The organism is Rahnella sp. CJA17(1/100) (assembly GCF_963881615.1).
In the GTDB taxonomy this organism is placed as follows: Bacteria; Pseudomonadota; Gammaproteobacteria; order Enterobacterales; family Enterobacteriaceae; genus Rahnella; species Rahnella aceris.
The window spans coordinates 104185-129517 of record NZ_CAWOJA010000003.1 but is presented as its reverse complement, the minus strand read 5'-3'; the positions used below and the strand labels follow the sequence as shown (position 1 = coordinate 129517).

The 25333-nt window shown below is 53.2% G+C and carries 20 protein-coding genes; 7 read left to right on the top strand and 13 right to left on the bottom strand.

Annotated elements, in window-relative coordinates:
* Positions 1–142: 142 nt before the first annotated feature.
* Entirely contained in the window at positions 143–1426 is a 1284-nt protein-coding gene (locus AACU55_RS02270) for a cytosine deaminase (protein WP_134706577.1), read from the bottom strand.
* Between the two features lie 223 nt (positions 1427–1649).
* Between AACU55_RS02270 and nirB the strand changes: the two genes are divergently transcribed.
* The 5 genes from nirB to AACU55_RS02245 all read left to right on the top strand — a co-directional run bounded on the left by nirB (position 1650) and on the right by AACU55_RS02245 (position 9212).
* Positions 1650–4202 carry a nitrite reductase large subunit NirB gene (gene nirB, locus AACU55_RS02265; protein WP_013573624.1) on the top strand — a complete coding sequence of 851 codons (2553 nt, stop codon included), beginning with the start codon at positions 1650–1652 and terminating at the stop codon, positions 4200–4202.
* Positions 4199–4549, top strand: coding sequence for a nitrite reductase small subunit NirD (gene nirD / locus AACU55_RS02260; protein WP_112198416.1), 351 nt, complete (start codon positions 4199–4201; stop codon positions 4547–4549). Before nirB ends, nirD begins: the two co-directional genes overlap by 4 nt.
* Before the next feature lie 91 nt (positions 4550–4640).
* Positions 4641–6023: a siroheme synthase CysG gene (cysG, locus tag AACU55_RS02255; RefSeq protein WP_134706576.1), complete on the top strand. Its 1383-nt coding sequence runs from the start codon at positions 4641–4643 to the stop codon at positions 6021–6023.
* 239 nt (positions 6024–6262) lie between these two features.
* Entirely contained in the window at positions 6263–7393 is a 1131-nt protein-coding gene (locus tag AACU55_RS02250; protein WP_037033653.1) for a collagen-like triple helix repeat-containing protein, read from the top strand.
* 106 nt (positions 7394–7499) lie between these two features.
* Positions 7500–9212 (top strand): ShlB/FhaC/HecB family hemolysin secretion/activation protein, encoded by a 1713-nt coding sequence (locus AACU55_RS02245; protein ID WP_134706575.1) that lies wholly within the window; start codon positions 7500–7502, stop codon positions 9210–9212.
* 64 nt (positions 9213–9276) lie between these two features.
* Here the strand turns inward: AACU55_RS02245 and trpS are convergent, their stop codons facing one another.
* From trpS to pilM, 11 genes are all read right to left on the bottom strand, one after another.
* Positions 9277–10293, bottom strand: coding sequence for a tryptophan--tRNA ligase (gene trpS / locus AACU55_RS02240; RefSeq protein ID WP_037033655.1), 1017 nt, complete (start codon positions 10291–10293; stop codon positions 9277–9279).
* 1 nt (position 10294) lies between these two features.
* Entirely contained in the window at positions 10295–10993 is a 699-nt protein-coding gene (locus AACU55_RS02235; protein WP_134706574.1) for a phosphoglycolate phosphatase, read from the bottom strand.
* On the bottom strand, positions 10986–11663 hold the full coding sequence (gene rpe, locus AACU55_RS02230) for a ribulose-phosphate 3-epimerase (protein ID WP_134706573.1): 678 nt from the start codon (positions 11661–11663) through the stop codon (positions 10986–10988). Before rpe ends, AACU55_RS02235 begins: the two co-directional genes overlap by 8 nt.
* Positions 11664–11713: 50 nt before the next feature.
* Entirely contained in the window at positions 11714–12529 is an 816-nt protein-coding gene (gene dam / locus AACU55_RS02225) for an adenine-specific DNA-methyltransferase (RefSeq protein ID WP_037033658.1), read from the bottom strand.
* Positions 12530–12611: 82 nt separating this feature from the next.
* Positions 12612–13661 carry an SPOR domain-containing protein gene (locus AACU55_RS02220; RefSeq protein ID WP_112151928.1) on the bottom strand — a complete coding sequence of 350 codons (1050 nt, stop codon included), beginning with the start codon at positions 13659–13661 and terminating at the stop codon, positions 12612–12614.
* Positions 13662–13788: 127 nt separating this feature from the next.
* The gene (aroB, locus tag AACU55_RS02215; protein WP_013573616.1) at positions 13789–14871 is read right to left on the bottom strand and encodes a 3-dehydroquinate synthase; all 1083 of its coding nucleotides are present in this window, start codon (positions 14869–14871) and stop codon (positions 13789–13791) included.
* Positions 14872–14928: 57 nt separating this feature from the next.
* A complete protein-coding gene (aroK, locus tag AACU55_RS02210; RefSeq protein ID WP_014333540.1) occupies positions 14929–15450 on the bottom strand; it encodes a shikimate kinase AroK in 522 nt (173 codons plus the stop codon).
* A 348-nt stretch (positions 15451–15798) separates the two neighbouring features.
* Positions 15799–17061, bottom strand: coding sequence for a DNA uptake porin HofQ (hofQ, locus tag AACU55_RS02205; protein WP_134706572.1), 1263 nt, complete (start codon positions 17059–17061; stop codon positions 15799–15801).
* A complete protein-coding gene (locus tag AACU55_RS02200) occupies positions 17061–17921 on the bottom strand; it encodes a pilus assembly protein PilO (protein WP_134706571.1) in 861 nt (286 codons plus the stop codon). The genes hofQ and AACU55_RS02200 overlap by 1 nt, the downstream gene beginning before the upstream one ends.
* Complete coding sequence (locus tag AACU55_RS02195) at positions 17918–18481, bottom strand: PilN domain-containing protein (protein WP_013573612.1); 564 nt, start codon at positions 18479–18481, stop codon at positions 17918–17920. The genes AACU55_RS02200 and AACU55_RS02195 overlap by 4 nt, the downstream gene beginning before the upstream one ends.
* Positions 18481–19320, bottom strand: coding sequence for a pilus assembly protein PilM (gene pilM, locus AACU55_RS02190; RefSeq protein ID WP_013573611.1), 840 nt, complete (start codon positions 19318–19320; stop codon positions 18481–18483). The genes AACU55_RS02195 and pilM overlap by 1 nt, the downstream gene beginning before the upstream one ends.
* 121 nt (positions 19321–19441) lie before the next feature.
* On the opposite strand from pilM, the gene mrcA reads away from it, so the two are divergent.
* Entirely contained in the window at positions 19442–21997 is a 2556-nt protein-coding gene (gene mrcA, locus AACU55_RS02185) for a peptidoglycan glycosyltransferase/peptidoglycan DD-transpeptidase MrcA (protein WP_013573610.1), read from the top strand.
* A 74-nt stretch (positions 21998–22071) separates the two neighbouring features.
* Here the strand turns inward: mrcA and nudE are convergent, their stop codons facing one another.
* Positions 22072–22629 (bottom strand): ADP compounds hydrolase NudE, encoded by a 558-nt coding sequence (nudE, locus tag AACU55_RS02180; RefSeq protein WP_013573609.1) that lies wholly within the window; start codon positions 22627–22629, stop codon positions 22072–22074.
* 442 nt (positions 22630–23071) lie between these two features.
* Between nudE and AACU55_RS02175 the strand changes: the two genes are divergently transcribed.
* Positions 23072–25219 carry an intracellular growth attenuator family protein gene (locus AACU55_RS02175; RefSeq protein ID WP_014411507.1) on the top strand — a complete coding sequence of 716 codons (2148 nt, stop codon included), beginning with the start codon at positions 23072–23074 and terminating at the stop codon, positions 25217–25219.
* Positions 25220–25333 lie beyond the last annotated feature (114 nt).

Below are 25333 nucleotides of genomic sequence, written 5' to 3'. Positions count from 1 at the left end.
GGTTCCTTTCTTCAGAATACAAACAACAGATCCCACTGATTCTAAAGAGGCTTTACGCTTAGCGCCAGACCTTTACCTTTATTTACGCTTGGGAATAAATATTCCAATTATTTCAGAATATTACATCATATTTTTCACTGCCTTAGCTGTTGAAATCCACAGCGTGATCTTCATCAAGATGGATGAGGGTTTTTGCCAGCTGTGTTTGCGCGATCAGTACGCCCTCGCGCAGAGAATATTGTACCGGTGTCTGGCGGCGCACCGCGTCGAAACCATTTTGTGCAGGCAGGATCACCAGGCTGGCAGCATAGCCACTTTCCAGACCGTAACCTTGCAGATTCATCGTGCGGGCGCTGTAGGTGGTGATGAGCTTCAGCCCGTCATTAATTTGCTGATATCCCATCAGCTGACAGACATGCAGCCCCATGTGCAGTACCTGCAACATATTGGCGGTGCCGAGCGGATACCACGGGTCAAACACATCATCATGGCCGAAACAGACGTTGATCCCCGCCTCCAGCATTTCTTTCACACGCGTAATACCGCGGCGTTTCGGATAGGTGTCAAACCGTCCCTGCAGGTGGATATTGACCAGCGGATTGGCGACAAAGTTGATACCTGACATTTTCAGCAAGCGGAATAAACGCGAAGTGTACGCGCCATTATAGGAATGCATCGCGGTGGTATGGCTGGCGGTAACGCGCGCGCCCATATTTTCACGCAAGGCCAGCGCGGCCACAGTTTCGACAAAACGCGACTGCTCATCGTCAATTTCATCGCAATGGACGTCGATCAGCTTGTCGTATTTTTTCGCCAGTTCGAAGGTTTTATGCAGCGATTCCACACCGTATTCGCGGGTGAACTCGAAATGGGGAATCGCACCGACGACGTCAGCGCCCAGCTTCAGCGCCTCTTCCAGCAAGGCTTCGCCGTTCGGGTACGACATGATGCCTTCCTGCGGAAACGCCACAATTTGCAGCGTGACCCACGGCGCGACTTCAGCTTTCACTTCCAGCATGGCTTTGAGTGCCGTCAGCGTCGGATCAGACACATCCACATGGGTGCGCACATGCTGGATGCCGTTGGCTATCTGCCACTTCAGCGTCTGCCAGGCGCGCTGTTTGACGTCTTCATGCGACAACAGCGCCTTGCGTTCTGCCCAGCGTTCAATGCCTTCAAATAACGTACCGGACTGATTCCATGCTGGCTGACCGGCGGTTTGAGTGGTATCGAGATGAATGTGCGGCTCGATAAAAGGAGGGATTGCCAACCCCCCTTCAGCATCCAGGATATGCTCGCCATAGTCGGCATTATCCCATTGAGGGACAATCTGGCGTATCACGCCGCCTTCGATATCTATCTGCCACAACCCTTCCCGGTCAGGCAACCGTACATTTTTCACGGTACGCAAAAGAGTTTTCGTCACGCGTTACCTCATCATTTTTAGTAAGACTGCGTTGTCGGTGATGTTAAAGCCAATCTTAGAACAATAGCCTGAAAGTGTTTATAAATCGAAAGGTTACGCAAAAACCCAATAAAATCAGTCAAATACCCCCTAAGGAGTATATTGGAACTGGCTTGATTTGCATCAATACCCCCTGTTACGCGCGGGTTATGTTTAGCCTCAGAAAATCAATATTGAGGCAATTATGAGCAAAGTCAGAATCGCGATTATTGGCAACGGCATGGTCGGCCATCGCTTTATCGAAGATTTACTGGATAAAGCAGAACCGGGCCAGTTCGATATCACGGTATTTTGTGAAGAGCCGCGCGTGGCCTATGACCGCGTCCATCTTTCCTCTTATTTTTCACATCATACTGCCGAAGAACTGTCGCTGGTTCGCGAAGGATTCTACGAAAAACATAACGTCAATGTGCTGATTGGCGAACGGGCGATTACGCTCAACCGCAGTGAAAAAGTCATTCATTCCAGCAGCGGCCGCACGGTGTATTACGACAAACTGATTATCGCCACCGGCTCCTACCCGTGGGTGCCGCCGATCGCGGGTTCTGACAGTCAGGATTGCTTCGTTTACCGCACCATTGAAGACTTACATGCCATCGAATCCTGCGCCCGTCGTAGCAAACGCGGTGCCGTGGTCGGCGGCGGTTTACTCGGCCTCGAAGCCGCCGGTGCATTGAAAAACCTCGGGGTTGAAACCCACGTGGTAGAATTCGCCCCCGGCCTGATGGCGGAACAACTCGATACGCAGGGCGGCAGCCAGCTACGCCAGAAAATCGAAAGCATGGGCGTACGCGTCCACACCGCCAAAAATACTCAACAGATTGTTCAGGGCGGCACGTCTGCCCGTAAAACGATGGAGTTCGCCGACGGCACCTTCCTTGAAGTCGATTTCATCGTATTCTCCACCGGTATCCGTCCGCAGGACAAACTGGCGCGCCAGTGTGATTTAGAGATCGCTCCGCGCGGTGGCATTGTGATTAACGACCAGTGCCAGACCAGTGACCCGGATGTGTACGCCATCGGCGAATGTGCTTCGTGGAATCAGCGTACTTTCGGTCTGGTGGCACCGGGCTACAAAATGGCGCAGGTCACCGCTGATCATTTACTCGGTCGCGATAACGCCTTCACCGGCGCAGACATGAGCGCCAAACTGAAACTGTTAGGCGTGGATGTGGCCGGTATCGGCGACGCGCATGCCCGCACGCCGGGCGCACGCAGCTACGTTTATCTGGATGAAACCAAAGCGTTGTACAAACGCCTGGTGGTCAGCGAAGACAATAAAACGCTGCTCGGTGCCGTGCTGGTCGGTGATACCAGCGATTACGGCAATCTGCTGCAACTGGTGCTGAACAGTATTCCACTGCCGGAAAATCCCGATGCGCTGATCCTGCCCGCTCACGCAGGCAGCGGTGGCGCGGTGATTGGCACCGATGCCCTGCCGGAAAGCGCGCAAATCTGTTCGTGTTTTGACGTCACCAAAGGCGATATCATCAAAGCGGTTCAGGGCGGTTGTCACACTGTGGCAGCACTGAAATCGGCGACCAAAGCCGGTACCGGTTGCGGCGGCTGTATCCCGCTGGTAACGCAGGTGCTAAATGCTGAACTCAGCAAACAAGGCATCGAAGTTAACCATCATCTGTGCGAACACTTCGCCTATTCGCGCCAGGAGCTTTATCACCTGATCCGCGTGGAAGGTATCCGCTCATTCGACGATTTGCTGAATAAATACGGCAAAGGCTACGGTTGTGAAGTCTGTAAACCGACCGTCGGATCGCTGCTGGCTTCCTGCTGGAACGATTACGTGCTGAAACCGCAGCACACGCCATTGCAGGATACCAACGATGTGTTCCTTGCTAACATGCAAAAAGACGGTACCTATTCCGTTATACCGCGCTCGCCGGGCGGTGAAATCACACCGCAAGGCTTGCAGGCAATTGGTGAAATCGCAGCTGAATATAATCTCTACACCAAAATTACCGGCTCGCAGCGTATCGGCATGTTCGGCGCGCAAAAGGACGATTTACCCGCCATCTGGCAGAAACTGATTAACGCCGGCTTCGAAACCGGTCAGGCCTATGCCAAAGCCCTGCGTATGGCAAAAACCTGCGTCGGCAGCACCTGGTGCCGTTACGGCGTGGGCGACAGCCTCGGTTTCGGCATCAGCCTGGAAAACCGCTACAAAGGCATCCGCACGCCCCACAAAATGAAATTTGGCGTGTCCGGTTGTACCCGTGAATGCTCGGAAGCACAGGGCAAAGATGTCGGGATTATCGCGACGGAAAACGGCTGGAACCTGTATGTCTGCGGCAACGGCGGCATGAAACCACGGCACGGTGATTTACTGGCCGCCGATCTGGATAACGACACCCTGCTGCGTTATCTCGACCGTTTCATGATGTTCTACATCCGCACTGCCGATAAACTGCAACGTACCTCGGTCTGGATGGACAATCTCGAAGGCGGTATCGACTACCTGCGTAAAGTCATCATCGATAACAAACTGGGACTTAACGACCAGCTTGAAGCCGAACTGACACGCCTGCGCGACTCAGCGGTTTGTGAATGGCAGGAAACGCTGAACGATCCGGCGGCGCAAACCCGCTTCAGTCACTTTATCAACAGCAGCCAGCGTGACCCGAACGTGCAGTTCGTCGGTGAGCGTCAGCAGCATCGTCCGGCGCGTCCTGACGAACGTATCCCGGTAAGACAAATCGCCGACGGGGAGGAAGTATTATGAGCCAATGGTTAACGCTTTGTTCTGTCGACCAGATCCTGCCTGCCTGCGGTGTTTGCGCACTGGCAGGCGATCAGCAGGTCGCGCTGTTTCGTCCTTATGCTGATGAGCAGATTTTTGCGCTGTCGAACATCGACCCTTTCGCACAGGCCAGCGTGCTGTCACGCGGGATTATCGCTGAACATCAGGGCGAGCTTTGGGTAGCCAGTCCGCTGAAAAAACAGCATTTCCGCCTGACCGACGGTGTCTGCATGGAAGACGAGCAGTATTCGATTCCGGCTTACGAGGTCCGCGTACAGAACGGAAATGTGGAAATCAACACCGCCAGGCTTCGGGCTGAAATCGGCTAAACTCCGCGCCTTCCACGCCGCCTCCGGGCGGCGTTATTATTCATTCCAAAGAACGCTATTTCAAAGAACGCCGCCTCAGAGAATATTATCTATGGATTACCTGCCCCTTTTTTGTCAGTTAAAAAACAGAGCCTGCTTACTGGTCGGTGCCGGTGATGTTGCAGAGCGTAAAGCGCGTTTGCTGCTGGAAGCTGGCGCAAAACTAACGGTGAACGCCCTCACCTTTACGCCGCAATTTCAGATCTGGGCAGATGAAGGCAAAGTCCGCCTGTTACGCGGTGAATTCTCACCGCTGCTGGTGGATGAAAAATGGCTGGTGATCGCTGCGACCGATTCCGATCTGGTGAATCAGGAAGTCAGCGAAGCCGCAGATCACCGCCGCGTGTTCTGCAACGTGGTCGATGCGCCGGAAAGTGCCAGCGTGATCATGCCGTCGATCATTGACCGTTCTCCGCTGATGATCGCGGTGTCTTCCGGCGGTAATGCGCCGGTACTCGCGCGTTTGCTGCGCGAACGTCTGGAATCCATTCTGCCGCAGCATCTGGGCAAACTGGCACAGGTCGCGGGCGGATTGCGGGCGAGGGTCAAAACACATTTTCCTGATGCTTCTGAGCGCCGTCGCTGGTGGGAAAAACTGTTTAATCATCATCGCCTGGCGCAGTCGCTGGCGAACAATGACAACGCGCAAAGCCACGAATATCTTGAAGAGTTATTCCGCGAACCTGTGGACAAACATGGCGAAGTGATTCTGGTCGGCGCCGGACCGGGGGATGCCGGATTACTGACGCTCAAAGGCTTGCAACAGATGCAACTGGCCGACGTGGTGGTTTACGACCGGCTGGTTTCTGACAGCGTGCTGAATCTGGCACGTCGCGACGCGGAGCGGATTTTCGTGGGCAAACGTGCCGGACACCATTGTGTGCCGCAGGAGCGCATCAATGAAATCCTGCTGGAACAGGCGCAGATGGGCAAACGCGTTGTCCGTCTCAAAGGGGGCGATCCGTTTATCTTTGGTCGTGGCGGCGAAGAACTGGAAGCACTGAAAGCCGCAGGCATCGCGTTCTCCGTGGTACCTGGCATCACGGCGGCCTCCGGTTGTTCCGCTTACAGCGGTATTCCGCTGACCCACCGCGACCACGCGCAAAGCGTGCGGCTGATCACCGGCCATGCGAAGCAGGATGGAGTTTTAGACTGGGCCTGCATGGCGCAAACTCAGCAAACACTGGTGTTTTATATGGGGCTTACGCAGGCCGGAGAGATCCAGCGCCGGTTGCTGGAGAATGGTCTGGCAGCAGAAACGCCTGTCGCACTGGTAGAAAACGGCACCAGCCAGCAACAACGAGTGGTGACAGGGAAGCTCACAGAGCTCGAAAATCTGGCGAAAAAGGTGCAAAGCCCCAGTCTGATTATTGTCGGCAGCGTGGTGAGCTTACGTCAGAAACTCAACTGGTTTGCCAGCGACACCTGTCTGTGATGCCCTTCTGTTCAAAAAAACTCCATTTATTTTATTAATCAATTCAGAGAAGTGAATTCAGATTCACTTCTCTCCCCGCACTTATAAGATAAATCTTATAACAGAACATAATTCCTGTTATCTCACCTGAATCAGTCAAAATTCAAAATAATCACTGCACTCAAATGGAATATTCAGAATCTTCAACTTAAACTTTAATTACGCCAACTGTGGCGTAATCTCCCGTGGAGGGTCAAATCATGCGCCATACCATTCATGTTGGTCATGTTAACAAGATTGCCCTGGCAATCTTAGTCGCCCTGTCACTGGCTGCCTGTAGCGGCAGCGGCGGCGGCGGTTCTTCTCATACGGCAAAAACATCCACTACCGGATCAGCAACCACCGGCGATGGCACAGGTTCAGGGACCGGGACTTCAACGGGCGGTGACGGAACCTCCACCGCCGGGAATGGAAGCGGCACAGGATCGGGTACCGGGGCAGGCACCGGTAGCGGTGGAGGAACCGGGACTGGCGGCGGAACAGGGACAACACCGTCAACCACGCTTGCCAGCGCGACGATCCTGAGCAGCGCAGGCACCGCGGTCAGTGGTCTGGGTACGCAGGTCAGCAGCATCGCCACCCAGACACCGATCAGTAATATTCCGGTCGCCGGGACTGGCGTCGTGACCATCATCGACAGTACCGGTAAAGCGGTGACTGACGTGGGCAGCGGCGTGAAAAACGGGCTGGGACAACTCGGCACCAATCCGAACGCCGTCGGCACCACCGTCGCCGGCGTCCCCATTGCCGTGGCGGATTTGGGCACCGGCGTGTCAGGGCTGGGGACTTCGCTGGCTGCCAATACCACAGGAACACCGGTCAGCGGCGTGACATCCGCAGCAGGCGGGCTGGTCAATAACGTCGGGAAAGTGGTCACCACAACGGGTAACGGATTAGCGACAAACGTGCAAACCGGTGAGCTTTCTAAAGTCACCACGGCGACCACCGGTATCGTGACGCCCGTTGTCGCCAAAGTTCAGGGCACCACACAAGCCGTCGGCGGCGCAACAGGGCTGGGCGCACCGGTTAATGGCTTGCTGAATCAGGTGGGCACTACCGTCAGCGGCGCAGGGACGCAACTGGCAACCACCACACCGGCGCTGGCTGGTCTCGGACAGGTGGTCACCGGCACCGGACAGGCCGTGTCTAAAACCGGGACCATTCTGGTTCCTGCCAGCAGCACGACCACCTCTACCGCCAGCAATTCCGGCGGCATTTCGGCGGGCGCTGGCGCATCCGTCACGCAATCCGGCGGTTTACTGGCCGGGGTAGGCACCACAGTGGGAGGACTGACCGGCGGCCTGGGTCTGAAAGTCAAAACCACGCCGTAAATCTGTTAATGAGCGTTGGTAGAAAAAGCCCGCTCTCCGGTTCTGGCGGAGAGCGGGCTGGCATCTCTGAGTGGTAACTTTTCCCTGTGCGTTCAAAGGAATGTTTATGAGAATAAAATCCTGCATAGTGGCTTTACTGGGTTCTGCCATTGGCTACAGCTCGGCAGATATGTTTCCTCCCCTGATCGACCCGAATAACCCGGCCAAACTGGCGCAGCCGATTTCCCAGCCTCCGGCCAAAACGCAAAATATCGCCTTACCCGCACAAAAGTCTCCTCCCAGCCTGACACCCCAGACCCTGATTGACGTCAGACACATTCAGTTTGTCGGCGGCACTCAGTATCCGCTGGATTCACTGGCCGCGCCCTTCGCCCCCTTTATCGGCAAACAGGTGCCGCTTTCGGCATTACTGGCGGCCACCGACACGATCACCCAACGCTATCACCGCGACGGTTTTATTCTCTCTTACGCCTATATTCCGGCCGATAACTTTAAAGAGGGCGTGCTCAGCATCGGTCTGGTGGAGGGATACATTTCCGGTACGCAAATCCGCAGCGACAATCAGCAGGTGGGCCGTTGGCTGAGTAAATTATCGCAGCACATCATGGCGGAGAAGCCGCTGACGCAGGATGCCTTTGAACGGTACACCCTTCTGATGGGACGCACGCCGGATACCAAAGTCAGCGCCTCGGCCAATAATCCGAACAACATTTACGGCGCGACCACGCTGAATGTCGACGCGGTACGCCAGCGGAACTGGAATATTGCGACAGCGGTCGATACCCGCAAAGGTGACAGTTCTGCCGTGGTTAACGCCACGCTAAGCGGCCTGAGCACCTACGGCGAGCAGTTCGGCATTGCGACCTTAATCCCGCTGGAAAGCGATACCCGTAAGACCTACGCCGGTCTGAACTATCAGCAATATCTTGGCGACGACGGGTTGCTGATGCAGCTGAAAGGCAGTTATTACCAGCAGAAAGATAAGGATTACAACAGCATATTACTGCTGCCCAACGGCATCGACGTCGGGGCGCAAAACACCCAGACACAATATAACGGCGGCGTGGTATTCAGCTATCCGTTGCAGCTGACGCGGAAAAAACAATGGACGGTCAGCGGCGGTCTGGATTATCTCGATAAAAAATACCAATACGATTTGCGGGCAAGGCTGGGCAATCGGCAGATTGACCTGCCGCAGGTCAGCCAGCGGATCCGCTATCCGGCCGCAGAATTGTCACTGACCGGCTACCGGGAATATGATCAGGCTTACTGGAATACCACCTTCAATGTCCGTCAGGGGATCGACGGTCTGGGGGCGACGAACTCCACACCCAATGCAGATCTGACGTTTACCCGCTGGAAATTTAACGGCGATGCGGCCTATCTGTTCGATAAAAAATGGCGGTTAAGTTCATCCGTGGAAGGTGACTGGTCGGATAATGATTTACCTGAACCGGAGCGGGTGAATTTCGGTGCCCTGCATTACGGGCGCGGTTATCCGGACAGTGATGCCCAGGGGGATTACGGTGTCGGCGGACAAGTGGAAATGCGTTATATCCATACACTGGAACAGGGAGTGTGGCTGAAAACCATTCAGCCTTACGCCGTGGTAGATGCCGCACATACCGGATTTAACCAGCCGGGGCTGCCCAAACAAAATCTGTCGTCTTACGCCATTGGCGTGATGTTTGGCGATAACCGTCACTATTCATTATCCGTGGAAGCCGCCAGACCGATTGGCGATGTGCCGCTCGACAGTTCGTCCCGCGACTGGCGCTATAACGCGACCTTTACCTATAACTTCAACACCGGCTCGTGAAATCCTGAAAGTAAAAAGCCACGTCTTAAAAGACGTGGCTTTTTGATGGAGTGCCGGGCTTGACTTATTCGTAGCTGACGAAGCCAATAGCTTCGTAGGCCTTCTTCAGCGTCACGCTGGCACGGGCACGGGCTTTCTCAGCCCCTTCTTTCATGACCTGTTGCAGATAAGCTTCGTCACTGCGGAAACGGTTAAAACGTTCCTGCACTTCAGTGAGCATGCCTGAAACCGCTTCAGCAACGGCACCTTTCAGATGACCATACATCTGGCCTTCAAATTCAGCTTCCAGCTCAGGAATGGCTTTGCCCGTCACACCAGAAAGGATATCCAGCAGGTTAGAAACGCCTGGTTTGTTTTTAATATCGTAACGGATGACAGGCGGCTCTTCAGAATCCGTCATCGCGCTTTTAATTTTTTTGGTCACCGCTTTCGGATCTTCCAGCAGGCCAATCACGTTTTTACGGTTGTCATCCGACTTTGACATCTTCTTGGTCGGTTCCTGCAATGACATCACGCGTGCACCGGATTTCGGAATGAACGGCTCCGGCACGGTAAACACATCGCCATAAAGCGCGTTGAAACGTGCGGCGATATCGCGGCTCAGTTCCAGATGTTGTTTCTGGTCTTCACCAACCGGCACCTGATTGGTCTGGTACAGCAGAATATCCGCCGCCATCAGCACCGGATAATCAAACAGGCCAGCGGTGATGCTTTCGCTGTTGGAGGTTTCATAGCGCGCTGATTTGTCTTTAAACTGCGTCATACGACCCAGCTCACCGAAATAGGTGTAGCAATTCAGCGCCCAGCTTAGCTGACTATGTTCAGGAACATGAGACTGCACGAAGATGGTACTTTTCTTCGGATCAATGCCGACCGCCAGATACAGTGCCAGGGTGTCCAGCGTCGCTTTGCGCAGCTTTTCCGCATCCTGACGCACGGTGATCGCGTGCAAATCGACGATGCAGTAAATGCATTCGTAATCGTCCTGCATTTTGACCCATTGACGCAGCGCACCCATGTAGTTGCCAATGGTCAATTCGCCTGAGGGCTGTGCGCCACTAAATACGATGGGTTTACTCATTTTATGCTTCCTGATCTTTTAAAGATAACAGCCCTAAAGTGGGCAAAAGGTCGGCGAAATTATCCAGTACGCGATCGGGTTTGGTCAGCGCGATAGTTTCACCGTAGTTATAGCCGTAAGTCATGCCCACACACGGACAACCAGCGGCCTGCGCAGCATGAATATCATTGCGAGAATCACCGACAAAAACCATTTCACTGGCGCGCAATCCGAGCAGTGCCAGGGTCATGTAGACCGGTGCCGGATGCGGTTTTTTCGCCACAACATCGTCGCCGCCAATCACGACCGTGAAATAGCTGTCGATACCCAACGATTGCAACAAAGGCGCGATGAAAGGCGTGGGTTTGTTGGTCACCAGCCCCATTGGCAGCCCGGTAGCGGCCAGTGCAGCCAGCGTCTCTTTGACTTGCGGGTATAAACGGCTGCCACCTGCGGCAGTATCGGCATAGTAGTGATCGAATTTATCGCGCACTTTCTGCAGAAACTCTGGCGACAAATCGCCTTCGGCCCAGCGAACGGCGCGTTGAACCATCACGTCAGCACCATTGCCAATCCAGGTACTGAGACGCTCAACGCCTGCGACAGGTAAATTGAAATCACGCAGCGCCATATCCATGGCTTCAGAGAGCCCCGGCGCGCTGTCGACCAGCGTACCGTCGAGGTCAAAACCTAAACCGCGGGCGGCGAGGATGTCAGCCATGGGAGACCTTAGCCAGTTCACTGCGCATATGGTCAATCACCGTGCGGTAATCCGGCTGATTGAAGATAGCGGAACCGGCGACAAACATATCTGCACCGGCAGCGGCGATTTCGCCGATATTTTCGGCTTTCACACCACCGTCTACTTCCAGACGAATGTCATAACCGCTGGCATCAATAATCTTGCGAACCTGACGCAGTTTATCCAGTGTGCCTGGAATAAACGACTGCCCGCCGAAGCCAGGATTCACCGACATCAGCAGGATCACGTCGAGTTTATCCATCACGTATTCGAGGTAGCTCAGGGAGGTTGCCGGGTTAAACACCAGACCGGCTTTACAGCCATGGCTTTTAATCAGCTGCAGTGAGCGGTCGACATGCTCGGACGCTTCGGGATGGAAAGTAATGTAAGAGGCACCGGCTTCGGCAAAATCCGGGATCAGACGATCAACCGGTTTGACCATCAGGTGAACATCGATCGGCGCGGTAATGCCGTAATTACGCAGCGATTTAAGAATGGCTGGCCCCATCGTCAGATTGGGGACGTAGTGGTTATCCATCACATCAAAATGGACCACGTCTCCGCCCGCTTCCAGAGCTTTCGCTGTGTCTTCGCCCAAACGGGCAAAGTCAGCAGACAGAATGGACGGTGCAATCAAAAACTGTTTCATCCGCTTCTCCAAACGATAGGTTTATCCGATGATCACCGCTTGGCCGGTAATCAGCGATATAGCGCTAAAAGTTCATTCACCATGCTGCGCTGGGCAACTTTACTGCTGATAGTGCGGCGCGCTGACACGCGGTGCAGCTGTTTCGCCTGTGCATACCATTCCAGCGTAAGTGGTGTTTCGTGGTTGGAAATCAGCACCGGCACATCGTTCTCATTGGAAAGCTGATACGCCAGACGAGCCAGATTACGCTGATCATCCATACTAAAACTGTTGGTGTGGTACGCCGTAAAATTTGCTGTCGCAGAAAGCGGGGCATAAGGCGGATCACAATAAACCACCGAGCCAGACTGCGCTTTCAGCAACGTGTCCTGATAATGCTCACACACGAATACTGCATTCTTCGCTTTTTCAGCAAACCAGTAGAGTTCTTCTTCAGGAAAATAAGGCTTTTTATAACGCCCGAAAGGCACATTAAACGCGCCACTGAGATTATAACGACACAGGCCGTTGTAACAATGGCGGTTAAGATAGAGGAAAAGTACCGAGCGACGATAAGTATCGCTGCTGGCATTAAACTCAGCCCTCAGGCCGTAAAAACAATCTGATTCGTTAAACTCTGGCGTAAAAAGCACGTGAGCATCACGCACGAATTCTTCAGTGCGTGTCTTCACAATGTTGTAGAGATTGATCAGGTCGCTATTGATGTCCGCCAGAATATAAGCGTCATACTCGGTATTCAAAAATACGGAGCCCGCGCCAACAAAAGGCTCAATCAGACAATCTCCCACAGGAAGATGACGTTTGATGTCATCAATCAGCGGGTATTTGCCGCCAGCCCACTTCAAAAACGCGCGGTTCTTCTTCATGCCGTCAGTTAGCTACTTATATACAATTCACAGCCGCGGATTGTATCCTGTTTTTAGACAGCAAATCGCGTTGAGATCAGTTTCATTTTTTCAGGTCTTGCTGTACCTGATGTACAGGCTTGACCCACGGTTTTTTCGCCTGAACTTCCGCAGGCAAGCTGGAAATAGCACGTTTGGCTTCTGCAGAAGAAGCGTAGTTACCACTCACCAGTACAAACCACGGCTTCCCGTCGCGGGCGGTCTGATAAACCAGATAATTTTTCAGGCCCTGCTGTTTTGCAAACGCATTCAGTGTATTGGACTGAGAAGCGCCGCTCAGTTGCAGGGTAAAGTGCGTACCTGGCGCAGACTTAATGGCAGATGTGCTGCCAGAAGCTGTTGCCGGTGCAGAGGCAACCGGAGCAGGTGACGCGGAGGATTTGGTTGCCGGCGTTTTCGCGGTATGCGACGCCGTTGCTGATGTCTTATGCTCAGCCTGTTTCGAGGTATGAGCAGGCTGCGCATTACGCGAAGACTGTGCCGGACGTACATGGGTGGCTGACGGCTGAGAACCTGCCGGCGCCTGAGTATGAGCTGAACCGTTGACGGTCGCTGGTGCGGTCGGCAAAGAAGTCAGTGACTGAGCCGCAGGTGCCATACTGCCTTGTGCCACGCCATCGACCTGATTTTGCTGGGAAGAAAGCGCATCGCTCATATCACCCGGCAAATCGACACGTTCTTTCGCCTGACCATTATTGGGAACAGGCTCGGCTTCGGTTGGTGTCGGGGAAACTGGCGGTAAACCGATACTCTTCGGTTGCTGGCCATCAGCTGGCTGTTGACCGTCTACGGCTTGCGCCGTATTAGCCTGAGCCTGAGCAGAAGGTTGAGCAGGTGCCGCAGCATCGTTACCTGAGAGACTGATGTCTTTCGGACCATTGGTCTGCTGAGCAGGCTGGCTGGAGGAAGGTGACTTCATGGCTGAGCCGATACCGACAATCAGCAATACCAGCACCACAATCCCGATGCCGATCATCACGTACTGACGGGATACAGCGACTTTTGGAATGGAAGGAGACGGTTTGCGCGCGCGCGGTGGGCGGCGATCGCTGGTGTCTGGTTTGAGATCGTCTTCCGGTGTTAAATCATCCATCTAAAACCTCCAACCCGGCAAAAGCCTCAAGAGGCTTTACGCGGAGCAACTATCCTGACTAAAAATATAAAGCTTTGCTGGCAAACGTAAAATCGGTCGTTATCTGGCCATCATTATGGCCACAGTCTTAACGGCAATCTTCAATCGAAGCCAGCACCATTTCATGCGATACGCCGGAGCGTACTTCAGACTGACCAATTGCTTTCGGTAAAACCAGACGCAGCTCGCCAGCCAGTACTTTCTTATCACGCATCATGTGCGGCAGATAAGACTGCGCGTCCATAACTTCGGGGCCCGTCACAGGCAAACCTGCGCGGGTCAGCAGGGCTTTCACCCGGGCGATATCACCCAGACTGAACTGCCCCAGGCGATGGGCCGTATAACAAGCCATCACCATTCCAGCTGCCACAGCTTCGCCATGTAACCAGTTACCGTAACCCATTTCTGCTTCAATAGCATGGCCGTAAGTATGGCCCAGATTCAGCAAGGCGCGCAGTCCGTTTTCACGTTCATCGGCAGCCACAACCTCGGCTTTCAGCTCGCAGCAACGACGGATGCAATACGCCAGCGCATTCATATCCAGCGCCAGTAAAGCGTCCATGTTGTCTTCAAGCCACACAAAGAAATCAGCATCCAAAATAATGCCGTATTTGATAACTTCCGCAAGACCCGATGACATTTCGCGGGCAGGCAGAGTTCGCAGACAGTCGAGATCAACCACCACCGACGCAGGCTGATAAAAAGCGCCGATCATGTTTTTTCCGAGCGGATGGTTTACCGCTGTTTTACCGCCAACGGAGGAATCAACCTGAGAAAGCAGCGTGGTTGGCACCTGAACAAAGCGTACACCGCGCTGATAACTGGCTGCAGCGAAGCCGGTTAAATCACCGACTACGCCACCACCAAGAGCGATCAAAGTCGTATCACGTCCGTGCGGCTTTTCGAGTAGCGCGGAGAACACGTCATTCAGAACAGTCAGGGATTTGTATTGTTCACCATCAGGCAAAATGACCTGATCAACACGAACGCCTGCCTGCTCCAGCACTGAACGAATTGCATCCAGATAGAGAGGGGCAAGGGTTTCATTGGTCACTATCATGACCTGATCGCCTGCCTTTACCGGCATAAAAGAAGCCGGATCGTGGAACAATCCGGCAGCAATCGTAATGGGGTAGCTACGCTCCCCTAACGTTACGGTAATCCTCTCCATGTCGTGCTCTGTGACCTTCTTTAACTGACACCCTCAGGCAATGATGGACACCAATAATCAGTTACTTTCCAGCATATTGATAATCTGGTTAGCAACGACTTTGGCACTTTGATCATCGGTACGAATAGTGACGTCGGCAATCTCTTCATACAAAGGATTGCGCTCTCTCGCCAGTGCTTCAAGCACTTCACGCGGCGGAGCACTCACTTGTAATAATGGACGTTTTTTGTCGCGTTGTGTACGCGCCAGTTGTTTTTCGATGGTAGTTTCAAGATAGACGACAACGCCACGCGCTGACAAACGGTTACGGGTTTCACGTGATTTCACGGAACCGCCACCTGTCGCCAGAACAATGCCTTGTTTTTCGGTCAGTTCGTTGATCACTTTTTCTTCGCGGTCGCGGAATCCGTCTTCGCCTTCCAAATCAAATACCCAGCCCACATCAGCTCCGGTACGTCGCTCAATTTCGTGATCGGAGTCGAAAAACTCCATATTGAGTTGCTGAGCTAACTGTCGACCAATAGTGCTTTTGCCGGCACCCATAGGCCCAACCAGAAAGATATTGCGTTTCTCTGCCATGTTTTTCGGTATTACTAAGACAATTCGTTGATGATAACCCGCCCCGCCAATCAAATTAGCGGCGGGACCTAAACTGAAACCTCATGAGCGATATAGTGCGAGATCAGAAAAAAATTATCTCAACACTCTTGGTAGTTTGGCAACCGAATAAATCACTTTGCACGCCGCAGGAGGGAAACCGTACGTTTTTATCGGCGTGTCTGTCGTAATAAAAAGATCACGGTGCTCAATTCGGTAACCCTTGTAAGCTAAATCGACGGCAGCGTCAAACTCAGAAGCCTCTTGCAACACAAAAAGTTGCATGCGCTCAACGATATTAAGTCATTTACAAGGGGTAAGAATACCCATTTAACGGGTGAGGATTAAGGTCGGAGTGATGAAAATCACCAACTCACGCCGCTGTTCATTGGTGTATTGGTGTTTAAACAAAGAACCGACCACCGGAATGTCACCCAGGACAGGGACTTTCGTATCCGTTTTTTGGTTTTTACGCTGGAATATCCCGCCGAGTACGATCGTTTCCCCGTTTTTTACCGTCACCTGGGTTTTTATTTCCTGCTTATCGATCGCCAGCGCCTCGCCTTCGGACTGTTTGATACTTCGCCCCGGCATGTTCTGGCTAATCTGCAACGCCAGTTGAATACGCCCGTCACGCTGAATTTTCGGCATGACTTCCATTCCCAGCACTGCTTCTTTGAATTCGATCGACGTGCTGCCACTCGCCCCGCTGGAAACCTGATACGGGATTTCCGTTCCCTGTTTAATACTGGCAGTCTGCATATGCGCCGTCAGCAGCCGCGGGCTGGCAATAATATCGACCTTATCTTCCTGCTCAAGCGCCGTCAGTTCGAGATCAAGGATCCGCCCGCTGATGTGAGCAAGATTGAAGCCGGCAGTAAATATCGGATTTTCGACCGGCATTCCCATACTGAAATTGTTCATGCGCACCGCTTTTGTAATGGGTTCCTCCCCGGTAAATCCCCAGCGCACTCCAAGTTCGCGCAGGCTTTCGCTGTTCATGGTGACGATATGCGCCGCCAGCTGGACCTGCTGGAGGGGTAAATCCATCTCCTTTACCCACGGTGCCACCACATCCAGCGCCGCCTGCGTGTCACGTAACAATAGCGTATTGGTGCGGGTATCTGCAGAAGCATTGCCTTTTTGCGACAACAGCGATCCTTTCTGAGCGTTCAGGCTAAGCGCCGTCTCTTTCGCATCCGCATATTGCAAAGGGACGGTGAGGCTGATCAGCGGGCTTTGCAGCGCCTGCTGATCGGCGGCATCTTTTATCCGCTGTTGTACAACCTGCGGGTCTTCTTCAGGCGACACCAATAAAACGTTGCCCTGCAACTGACTGGTGAGATGGTTCATTTGCAGAATGATGTCGAGCGCCTGCTGCCACGGCACATCTTTGAGTTTCACACTCATCTGCCCGTCCAAACCCGGTGCGGTGACCAGATTCAGATGCCGGGCATCCGCCAGCGCCTGCAATACCAAACCGACCGGCGAGGACTGAAACTCCAGCGAAATCAGCGGTGACGTACCGGCTTTCACCGGGCTAAGACATAAACACAGCAAAAACAGCACAATCCGTTTATTTACGTATTTCATTATTTTCCTTTCCCTGGAGAATCATTACCTTTACCCAGCCTGATAATCTGACGCTGTAAGCCGCAACGTGCGTCACTGAGGCTAAGTTCAACCTGCACACTGCTGAGCACTTCAACCGTCCATTGCGGCATCCCAACGAGTGAACCTGTTTCGACTTTATTCCAGCGCCCCTGCGGAGAAAGCAGCCAGCCATAACGTTGCCCTCCGACATCTGAAATCCCGCTTAACAGCCATTCAGATAATGGAGAAATACCAGCACAGTCGGGTGTCTGTGGCACATTAAACGGATCACGCACGGCTTTCGACGCGACGACACCGCTAACAAACTCCGCCGCTGGCGCAGTTTGTGTCAGTAACACTGATGCGTTCATCCCACCACTACCGGTGGTATGCAGATTCAGCTCGCTAAACGCAGGCTGTTCGGGACGTTGCAACAGCGCATGAAGAAAATGCATCAGTTCGGTAAAAGTCACCTGCAATTGCAATTCACCCTGCGGTTCTTGTTTCGGTTGCGAAACGGGTTGCCAGCGAATCAGCACCGCCTGAGAGTCTTTCAGTGGCCGGGAAAACGCTTGCTCCAGAGGCAGGCTTTTGCGCAGTGATGTCGCATTACCGGCCAGTTCCTGCTCCAGTCTTTCCAGTGGAATCATGCGCATTAGCGTCACCTGAGCCAGGGAAAGGGTCTGTTGTGCGATGTCAATCTCCCGTTTCAGGGTTTCCTGTTGCTGCCATAATCCGCGCAATCCGAACTGATACAGCGTTAAAACCATCATCACTAAACATGCGGTCAGAATGAATACCCGCTGCCAGCCGGGTTTTTCCATCAGCGGTTCAATACGCTCTGATAGAAAACCTGTCATTGCGGTACTTCCGGCGCAGGCAGTGGCCTTTCAGCGCGAAACTGCGTTTTCATCACGAAGCTCAGATTCTGGTTGGGCTGTTGCTGTACATCAGAAAGACTGACCTTGCTGAGCAAGTCTCCTGCCGACAGCATGTCGCTCAATGCCAGAATGTCGTGGTACAACCGCCCCTCGCCTTTTAACGTCAGCATTCCCTGATGTTCTGTCAGCTCAGTCAGCCACAGTTCTTCGGGCATCTTTAACGCCAGCAGCTCCAATAATTGCAGATAGTCCCGGCTCCGCTGCACACGCTGGTGGCTCAAAAGACGTGCTTCAGTCAGAACCTTTACCTGTGCTGATGCGGCCTCCACACGACGCTGCTGAAGCATAATCTTTTGAATGCCTGAATTTAGCGCTGACAGCTTCACCTGCAATAACGTCCGCTCCTGCACAATGAAAGCGGCCAGAAGCCAGGCACAGACCACCACAGAGACCGGAAACGAAACGAAAATCTTCAGCCAGCAACGCATCCGCTTTTGACGGCGCAGCTTTCGCCACGGTAATAAATTGACCTGGAGCATCAGTAATCCGCCTGACGAATAGCCAGCCCGACGGCGGGCGCAAATGCACCGGGATTCGCAGGCAAAGGCGCGGACAATTGCGCGATTGCGCTTAATGGCGACCAGCATTGCATTACCGCAGATGGCGATTCGCCACTGAAATAGTCCTCCGCGTGGCATAATGCGGCCGCGCGATACTGTGTGCGGATCTTCTGAGAAATTGAGGTTTCAGTCATGGCCTCTGCGTGATCCAGCAAGCCAAACTGGAACGGCAAGCTGTGCGGCGAAGCCCAGAGAAAGGCATCGTCAAGGGGATGAATCAGCAATGCATCACCCGGAACGCCAGCAGCACAGGCCGCCATCTGAAGTGCGCAAGGGGCCAGTTCAATAGCATCCGGGAACAACCGTGCCTGCGCCATGCATCGCACCCACTGTTCAATTTCCTGCTGCCTTGCGGCTGTAACCACCAACTGATTATCACCATGAGGATCAGCCCGGTAGTCCATCACCAGATGTTCCATGCCGAGGGGGAATTGTTTCGCGGCGTTAGCGAAAATAAACGCACTGCGCTGCGGCTCACCCAACCGGGCATCGGGCGCGGCCATTCGCTGTTGCATAATACGTTGTGCAGGAAGGCTTATTCGTAATGAAAACGACGTCGGCAGCGTTTTTCGCCAGCACGATAAAAGGGCGATCAGCGGCGCGGTCTCATGTAATATCCCCTCCCGCAATGTGAAAGGAGGCAAAGGATGCTGCCACCAGTGACGTAATTGCCAGCCATGACGCCGCCGCTGAACGGCGATCGCACGGGCAAAACCGGCTTGAATATCCAGACCTACCTGCCATGCTTGTAGTCGCATTTTCGCCCAATCTCCATATCGTCAGGTAAATAAAAGAACGTATCCATGTTGCTGGCTTGCCTTTATACTACCGCGCGGTTGTTTATAAACTGCCCAATTGACACTTAATGGGAAATCTCAGGTGAAGTTCGTAAAGTATTTATTGATTCTTGCAGTGTGTTGCATTTTGCTGGGAGCCGCCTCGATCTTCGGTTTGTATAAATATATCGAGCCACAGCTACCCGATGTCGCCACGCTTAAAGACGTGCGCTTGCAAACACCGATGCAAGTTTTCAGTGCCGAGGGTGATTTAATCGCTCAATATGGTGAAAAGCGCCGTATCCCACTGAAACTCGACCAGATCCCACCGGAACTGGTGCATGCGTTTATCGCGACAGAAGACAGTCGTTTCTATGAACATCACGGCGTGGACCCGATCGGTATTTTCCGTGCGGCTTCCGTTGCGCTGGTGTCCGGCCACGCCTCACAGGGCGCGAGTACTATTACTCAGCAACTGGCCCGTAACTTCTTCCTGAGTCCTGAACGCACGCTGACCCGTAAAATCAAGGAAGCATTTCTGGCCATCCGCATTGAGCAGATGATGTCCAAAGATGAAATCCTTGAGCTGTATCTGAATAAGATCTATCTCGGTTATCGCGCGTATGGCGTGGGTGCCGCTGCACAGGTTTACTTCGGGAAAAATGTCAACCAGCTGACGCTCAGTGAAATGGCGGTGATTGCCGGTCTGCCAAAAGCACCGTCAACCTTCAATCCGCTGTATTCTCACGATCGTTCTCTGGCGCGTCGCAACACCGTACTGGCGCGTATGCTGGATGAGAAATACATCACGCAGGCCCAGTACGATCAGGCGCGTGCTGAGCCGCTGGTGGCGAATTATCATGCTCCACATATCGAGTTTTCTGCGCCGTATCTGACCGAAATGGTGCGTCAGGAGATGGTGAAACGTTATGGCGACAACGCTTATAACGATGGCTACATGGTTTACACCACCATTACCAAGAAAACCCAGCTGGCCGCGCAGGAAGCCCTGCGCACCAACGTGCTCAATTACGATATGCGCCACGGTTACCGTGGCCCGTCAAATCAGTTATGGAAAGTGGGTGAACCTGCGTGGGATCAGGACAAGATTGTTCAGTCGCTGAAAACCCTGCCGGTGTATGGCCCGCTGTTCCCGGCCGTTATCACCGCAACGGACGACGCTCAGGCGACGGCAACGATGTCCAACCGCGCGGTCATCAGCCTGCCATTCAGCGGCATGCGCTGGGCGCGACCTTACCGTAATGACAATGCTCAGGGCCCGACACCGAAAAAAGTCACTGACGTGGTGCGCCCTGGTCAGCAAGTTTGGGTACGTAAAGTGGGGGATGACTGGTGGCTGGCGCAGGTGCCTGATGTCAACTCAGCCATCGTTTCACTCAATCCAAACGACGGTGCCATTGAAGCGCTGGTCGGCGGGTTTGACTTCAACCAGAGTAAGTTTAACCGCGCCAATCAGGCGGTTCGTCAGCTCGGTTCGAACATCAAACCTTTCCTGTATACCGCAGCAATGGATAAAGGCCTGACGCTGGCGACTATCCTGAATGACATGCCAATCACCCGCTGGGATGCCGGTGCAGGTACCGACTGGCGGCCGAAGAACTCCCCGCCAACGTATTACGGTCCGATCCGTTTACGTCAGGGTCTGGGCGAGTCTAAAAACGTGGTGATGGTGCGTGCGATGCGTGCGATGGGTGTGGATTACGCGGCTGAATATCTGCAGCGTTTTGGCTTCCCGGCGGCGAACATTGTTCATTCCGAATCACTGGCATTGGGTTCTGCTTCATTCACTCCGTTACAGGTGGTGCGCGGTTACGCCACACTGACCAACGGCGGTTATCTGGTTGACCCGTATTTCATCACCAAAATCGTGGATGAATCCGGCCAGGTTCAGTTTGAAGCTAAACCTAAAATCGCCTGCCGTACCTGTAATATTCCGGTTATTTATGGGGATACGCAGAAATCTGCCGTGCTGTCGGATGACAACGTAGAAAATGTTGCTACGTCCACCATCAATAACAATACCAGTGTGCCAACGCCACAACTTGAGCAGGTTCCGCCGAACTCGCCACAGGTTGATGCCGCACAGCAATACGCACCGCATGTGATCAGTACTCCTCTGTCATTCCTGATCAGTGATGCACTGAACTCCAACATCTTCGGGGAACCGGGCTGGATGGGGACGGGCTGGCGCGCAGGACGCGACCTGAAACGTCACGACATTGGCGGCAAAACCGGGACAACCAACAGCTCGAAAGATGCCTGGTTCTCCGGATATGGCCCTGACGTGGTGACATCAGTCTGGATTGGCTTTGACGATCACCGTCGTGATTTAGGCCGTTCGACGGCTTCCGGTGTCATCCCGGATCAAATCTCCGGTGCCGAAGGCGGCGCGAAAAGTGCTCAGCCAGCCTGGGATGATTACATGAAAGCCGTGCTGGAAGGAGTGCCGGAACAGCCACAGACTCCGCCTCCGGGTGTGGTGACCGTCACTATCGATAAGAGTACCGGTAAGCTTTCTGACGGCGGCGGTAACAGTCGCCCGGAATACTTTATCGACGGGACTCAGCCGACAGAACATGCTGTGCATGAGGTCGGAACAACCATCATGGATAACGGTCAGGAACACGAACTGTTCTGATGCCTGAGCTGTAAAGCAAAAAGCCGGTCTGCGTAATGCATGACCGGCTTTTTTAATGAGGTTTTATCGCAGGCTCAGCGGGCATTGCGCATCAGAAACTCATGCGCCAGAAATAACGCACTCACGTTGCGGGCTTCGCAAAAATCGGGATGTTGCAGCAGTTCCATCATGCGTGACACCGGCCAGCGCGTTTGTGGCAAAGGCTCCGGCTCATCACCTTCCAGGCTTTTCATATACAAATCTTTAGCAATGACGATATTCATGCGACTGGAGAAGTAAGAAGGTGCCATGGTCAGTTTTGCCAGCACGTCAAAGTGCCGTGCACCGTAGCCCACTTCTTCCATCAGTTCCCGGTTCGCCGCCTCAAGCACACCTTCACCCGGATCAATCAGGCCCTTGGGGAAACCCAGCTCGTAGCTTTCAATCCCAACGGCATATTCCTGAATTAACAACAGCTCATCATCAATGATCGGTACAATCATCACCGCTTCGCGATCGGAAGGACGCATGCGTTCATACACGCGTTCAGCGCCATTGCTGAATGTCAGATCAACAGATTCGATGGTGAATAATCGCGAACGGGCTACGGTTTCCACCTTCGTAATTTTCGGTTTTTGCAGGTGTTGTGTCATCTCATCCCCAACTTATTATTCACCTGACCAGAGGTGTTCTAATGGGTTCGTTTGTCTGTTCAAAAGCCGCTACCGGTAGTCATTGTGCGTTAAGGAGCGTCAGCATCGCAATCTTTACTGAAAAACTGTCTTTGTCCTGCCTGTTTCCCGTTCAAAATATCACTAAATAATCGCCGTTAATCGCGCAAAAAAAACACGTTGACTCATGGCTGTCACATTTTTGCTTTAACAAAAACACTCTCACTTAAAAATAGGATTATACCGATACCCGTTAATTCCCAAATGCAGGTATCCTCTAGCGTGGTATTTTTGTGCACGCGATTCAGGTTAACAATAATAAAATTCCTATCAAAAAGCACCCATGCGCAGAATGTGCATTTCGTTATATGTATAATACTTTCACAGAGTTGACGTAAGTCACCCACGTCTGAACGGGGATCGGATGAGCACAGTAGTCGTGACACTGGTGTTGTTGTGTATCGCAATTATTGCCACAGCGTCTTATTTTTGGCTCGTATTGCGTCGCCGCCAACGCGGCGAGTCAGTCGTGCGTTTTTCCACACCCAGTCAGCGCAAACTCTCCCAGAAAGAACGCGACGCAGTAGAACGCTATCTGCGACAAAATGAAGGCCTCGGCCAGACACCGATCACCCACCGCAATAATCTGATTATCCTGCGCGATAAACTGACGCTGACCACCAAAAGCGAAAATGTTTATAGCCTGACCCGCGCGATCACCCGTTATGGGGTGGCGAGCGAAGATCCTAACAAATGGCGTTACTTCCTCGATTCTACTGAAATTCACCTGCCGCCATTCTGGGAGCAATACATTGCTCAGGAAAACCAGGTCGAGCTGATCAAAACACAGACTCTGCCGCTGGTGATTTCACTCAACGGTCATACGCTGACCGAGCACGTTTACGAAGGCCCGGCGCCGGTTTCGGCGGTGATACCTTCTCAGCCGCAAAATGCGTCTATCCGTCATGAAGAAAGCGAGCATATTGAACTGGTCAAAGTGCGTCGCGAAACACGTGAAGAGCATGCGCTGACCCGTTCGAATGGTGTAAAAGAAGCGCTGGCTGTTTCCGCTATTCTGCTTCTGCTTTTCATCACACTGCAAAGTCCGGTGATATTTCTGCCCTGGTTGCTGGTGATTTCGGCAGGATTAGCCGCCTGGGTTATCTGGCGGTTTGTGTCTGAACGTTTAGGTAAGAATCGTAAGGAAATTCATTGCCTGCGCGGCTTACCTAAACGCTGGGGTTTGTTCGGTGAATCCAAACAAGGTGATATCAGCAATATTTCGCTCGGTGCGGTAGACCTGATTTATCCGCCTCACTGGCAGCCCTATATTGGTCGTGATCTCGGACAGCCAACGGACGTGGAAGTCTATATGAACAGCCACGTTGTCCGCCAGGGAAGCTATCTGACACTGCACGAGGAAGTGAAAAGATTCCCGCTCCAGCAGTGGGGAAGAAACCTGGTGCTCGCCACCAGCGCTTTCCTCTTGCTGCTGGCGTTACTGGTTTATGTGCCGCTTGGCCTGCCGCTCAAACTCAGCGTAGCCTGGCTGCAGGGTGCACAAAGTTCGCAGGTTAACAGCGTACAGGAACTGGAAAAGGCTGCCCTGCGCGTCGGCGACACCCTGAAAGTTCAGGGTACCGGCATGTGTTATGTGCCACCGGCGGCCAGCCGTTCTGCATCCGGTTTTATGCCTTTTGATTGTTCCGCGATTTACTGGAATACCGCGACGCCGCTGCCGGTGCCGCAGTCAGAAATTATTGATGCAGCTACAGCGCTGCAAACCACGGTGAACAACCAGCTGCATCCCGGCCAGAACCAAACGCCCGAGCAAAACATTAACCCGCAACTGGCTACCGCCATCGAGAAATCCGGGATGATCCTGCTTGATGATTTCGCGGATATCGTGCTGAAAACCGAAACGCTATGCGGAAACAGCAACGATTGTGTTCGTCTGAAAAATGCGCTGGTGAATCTGGGCAATTCGAGCAACTGGAATTCGCTGGTGAAGCGGGCAAAAGCAGGCACATTGCAGGGGATTAACGTTCTGCTGCGTCCGGTCAGCGCGCAATCGCTGAGTGAACTGGTGAATAACGCAACGTCTTCTTTCTTTGTTCAGGAAACCCGTCGCGCCGCTGACAGCCTTAACAGCCCGCCACCGGGCGGATTCTTGATCAGTAACGATGAAGGACGCCAGTTGATTGAAATGCCCACGCCTCCGGTCAGCGTGTTTGCTAACCCGCCTCAGGAGCAGTGGAAGCAACTGCAACAATTATCGACACTCCTGCTACATACACCGTTCAGTGCGCAGGGCGTGATCACCAGTATCAGCATTGATGCTAACGGAACCCGTCACATTTCGCTGCACAGCGAGCCGGATATCTCAACGCTCTGGCGCTATCTGGGCACCAGCTTATTACTGTTACTGTTAATCGGTGTTCTGGCGGTCAATCTCGTGCTGTTTACCCGCCGTTTCATCAAAGATAAGCGCAGAATCGACGATATTCAGCAATATTATAACTCCTGCTTTCATCCCACATTAATGCCAATCCCCGTGCAAAAACTGGGCTGAAAACCACCGGGTGTCCCTGCGCCACCCGGTCAGATTATGCTACCCTGACGCCCTTCCCTGCTTTCATCTGTTCACCCCTGCGGTTTCTCACAGCCGCAAGAACCTGGAGTCTTC

What these genes read in the sequence shown, in the direction of transcription:
- nirB (WP_013573624.1), top strand. Translation starts at nt 1,650, where the DNA reads ATGAGCAAAGTCAGAATCGCGATTATTGGCAACGGCATGGTCGGCCAT.
- nirD (WP_112198416.1), top strand. Translation starts at nt 4,199, where the DNA reads ATGAGCCAATGGTTAACGCTTTGTTCTGTCGACCAGATCCTGCCTGCC.
- cysG (WP_134706576.1), top strand. Translation starts at nt 4,641, where the DNA reads ATGGATTACCTGCCCCTTTTTTGTCAGTTAAAAAACAGAGCCTGCTTA.
- AACU55_RS02250 (WP_037033653.1), top strand. Translation starts at nt 6,263, where the DNA reads ATGCGCCATACCATTCATGTTGGTCATGTTAACAAGATTGCCCTGGCA.
- AACU55_RS02245 (WP_134706575.1), top strand. Translation starts at nt 7,500, where the DNA reads ATGAGAATAAAATCCTGCATAGTGGCTTTACTGGGTTCTGCCATTGGC.
- trpS (WP_037033655.1), bottom strand. Translation starts at nt 10,293, where the DNA reads ATGAGTAAACCCATCGTATTTAGTGGCGCACAGCCCTCAGGCGAATTG.
- AACU55_RS02235 (WP_134706574.1), bottom strand. Translation starts at nt 10,993, where the DNA reads ATGGCTGACATCCTCGCCGCCCGCGGTTTAGGTTTTGACCTCGACGGT.
- rpe (WP_134706573.1), bottom strand. Translation starts at nt 11,663, where the DNA reads ATGAAACAGTTTTTGATTGCACCGTCCATTCTGTCTGCTGACTTTGCC.
- dam (WP_037033658.1), bottom strand. Translation starts at nt 12,529, where the DNA reads ATGAAGAAGAACCGCGCGTTTTTGAAGTGGGCTGGCGGCAAATACCCG.
- AACU55_RS02220 (WP_112151928.1), bottom strand. Translation starts at nt 13,661, where the DNA reads ATGGATGATTTAACACCGGAAGACGATCTCAAACCAGACACCAGCGAT.
- aroB (WP_013573616.1), bottom strand. Translation starts at nt 14,871, where the DNA reads ATGGAGAGGATTACCGTAACGTTAGGGGAGCGTAGCTACCCCATTACG.
- aroK (WP_014333540.1), bottom strand. Translation starts at nt 15,450, where the DNA reads ATGGCAGAGAAACGCAATATCTTTCTGGTTGGGCCTATGGGTGCCGGC.
- hofQ (WP_134706572.1), bottom strand. Translation starts at nt 17,061, where the DNA reads ATGAAATACGTAAATAAACGGATTGTGCTGTTTTTGCTGTGTTTATGT.
- AACU55_RS02200 (WP_134706571.1), bottom strand. Translation starts at nt 17,921, where the DNA reads ATGACAGGTTTTCTATCAGAGCGTATTGAACCGCTGATGGAAAAACCC.
- AACU55_RS02195 (WP_013573612.1), bottom strand. Translation starts at nt 18,481, where the DNA reads ATGCTCCAGGTCAATTTATTACCGTGGCGAAAGCTGCGCCGTCAAAAG.
- pilM (WP_013573611.1), bottom strand. Translation starts at nt 19,320, where the DNA reads ATGCGACTACAAGCATGGCAGGTAGGTCTGGATATTCAAGCCGGTTTT.
- nudE (WP_013573609.1), bottom strand. Translation starts at nt 22,629, where the DNA reads ATGACACAACACCTGCAAAAACCGAAAATTACGAAGGTGGAAACCGTA.
- AACU55_RS02175 (WP_014411507.1), top strand. Translation starts at nt 23,072, where the DNA reads ATGAGCACAGTAGTCGTGACACTGGTGTTGTTGTGTATCGCAATTATT.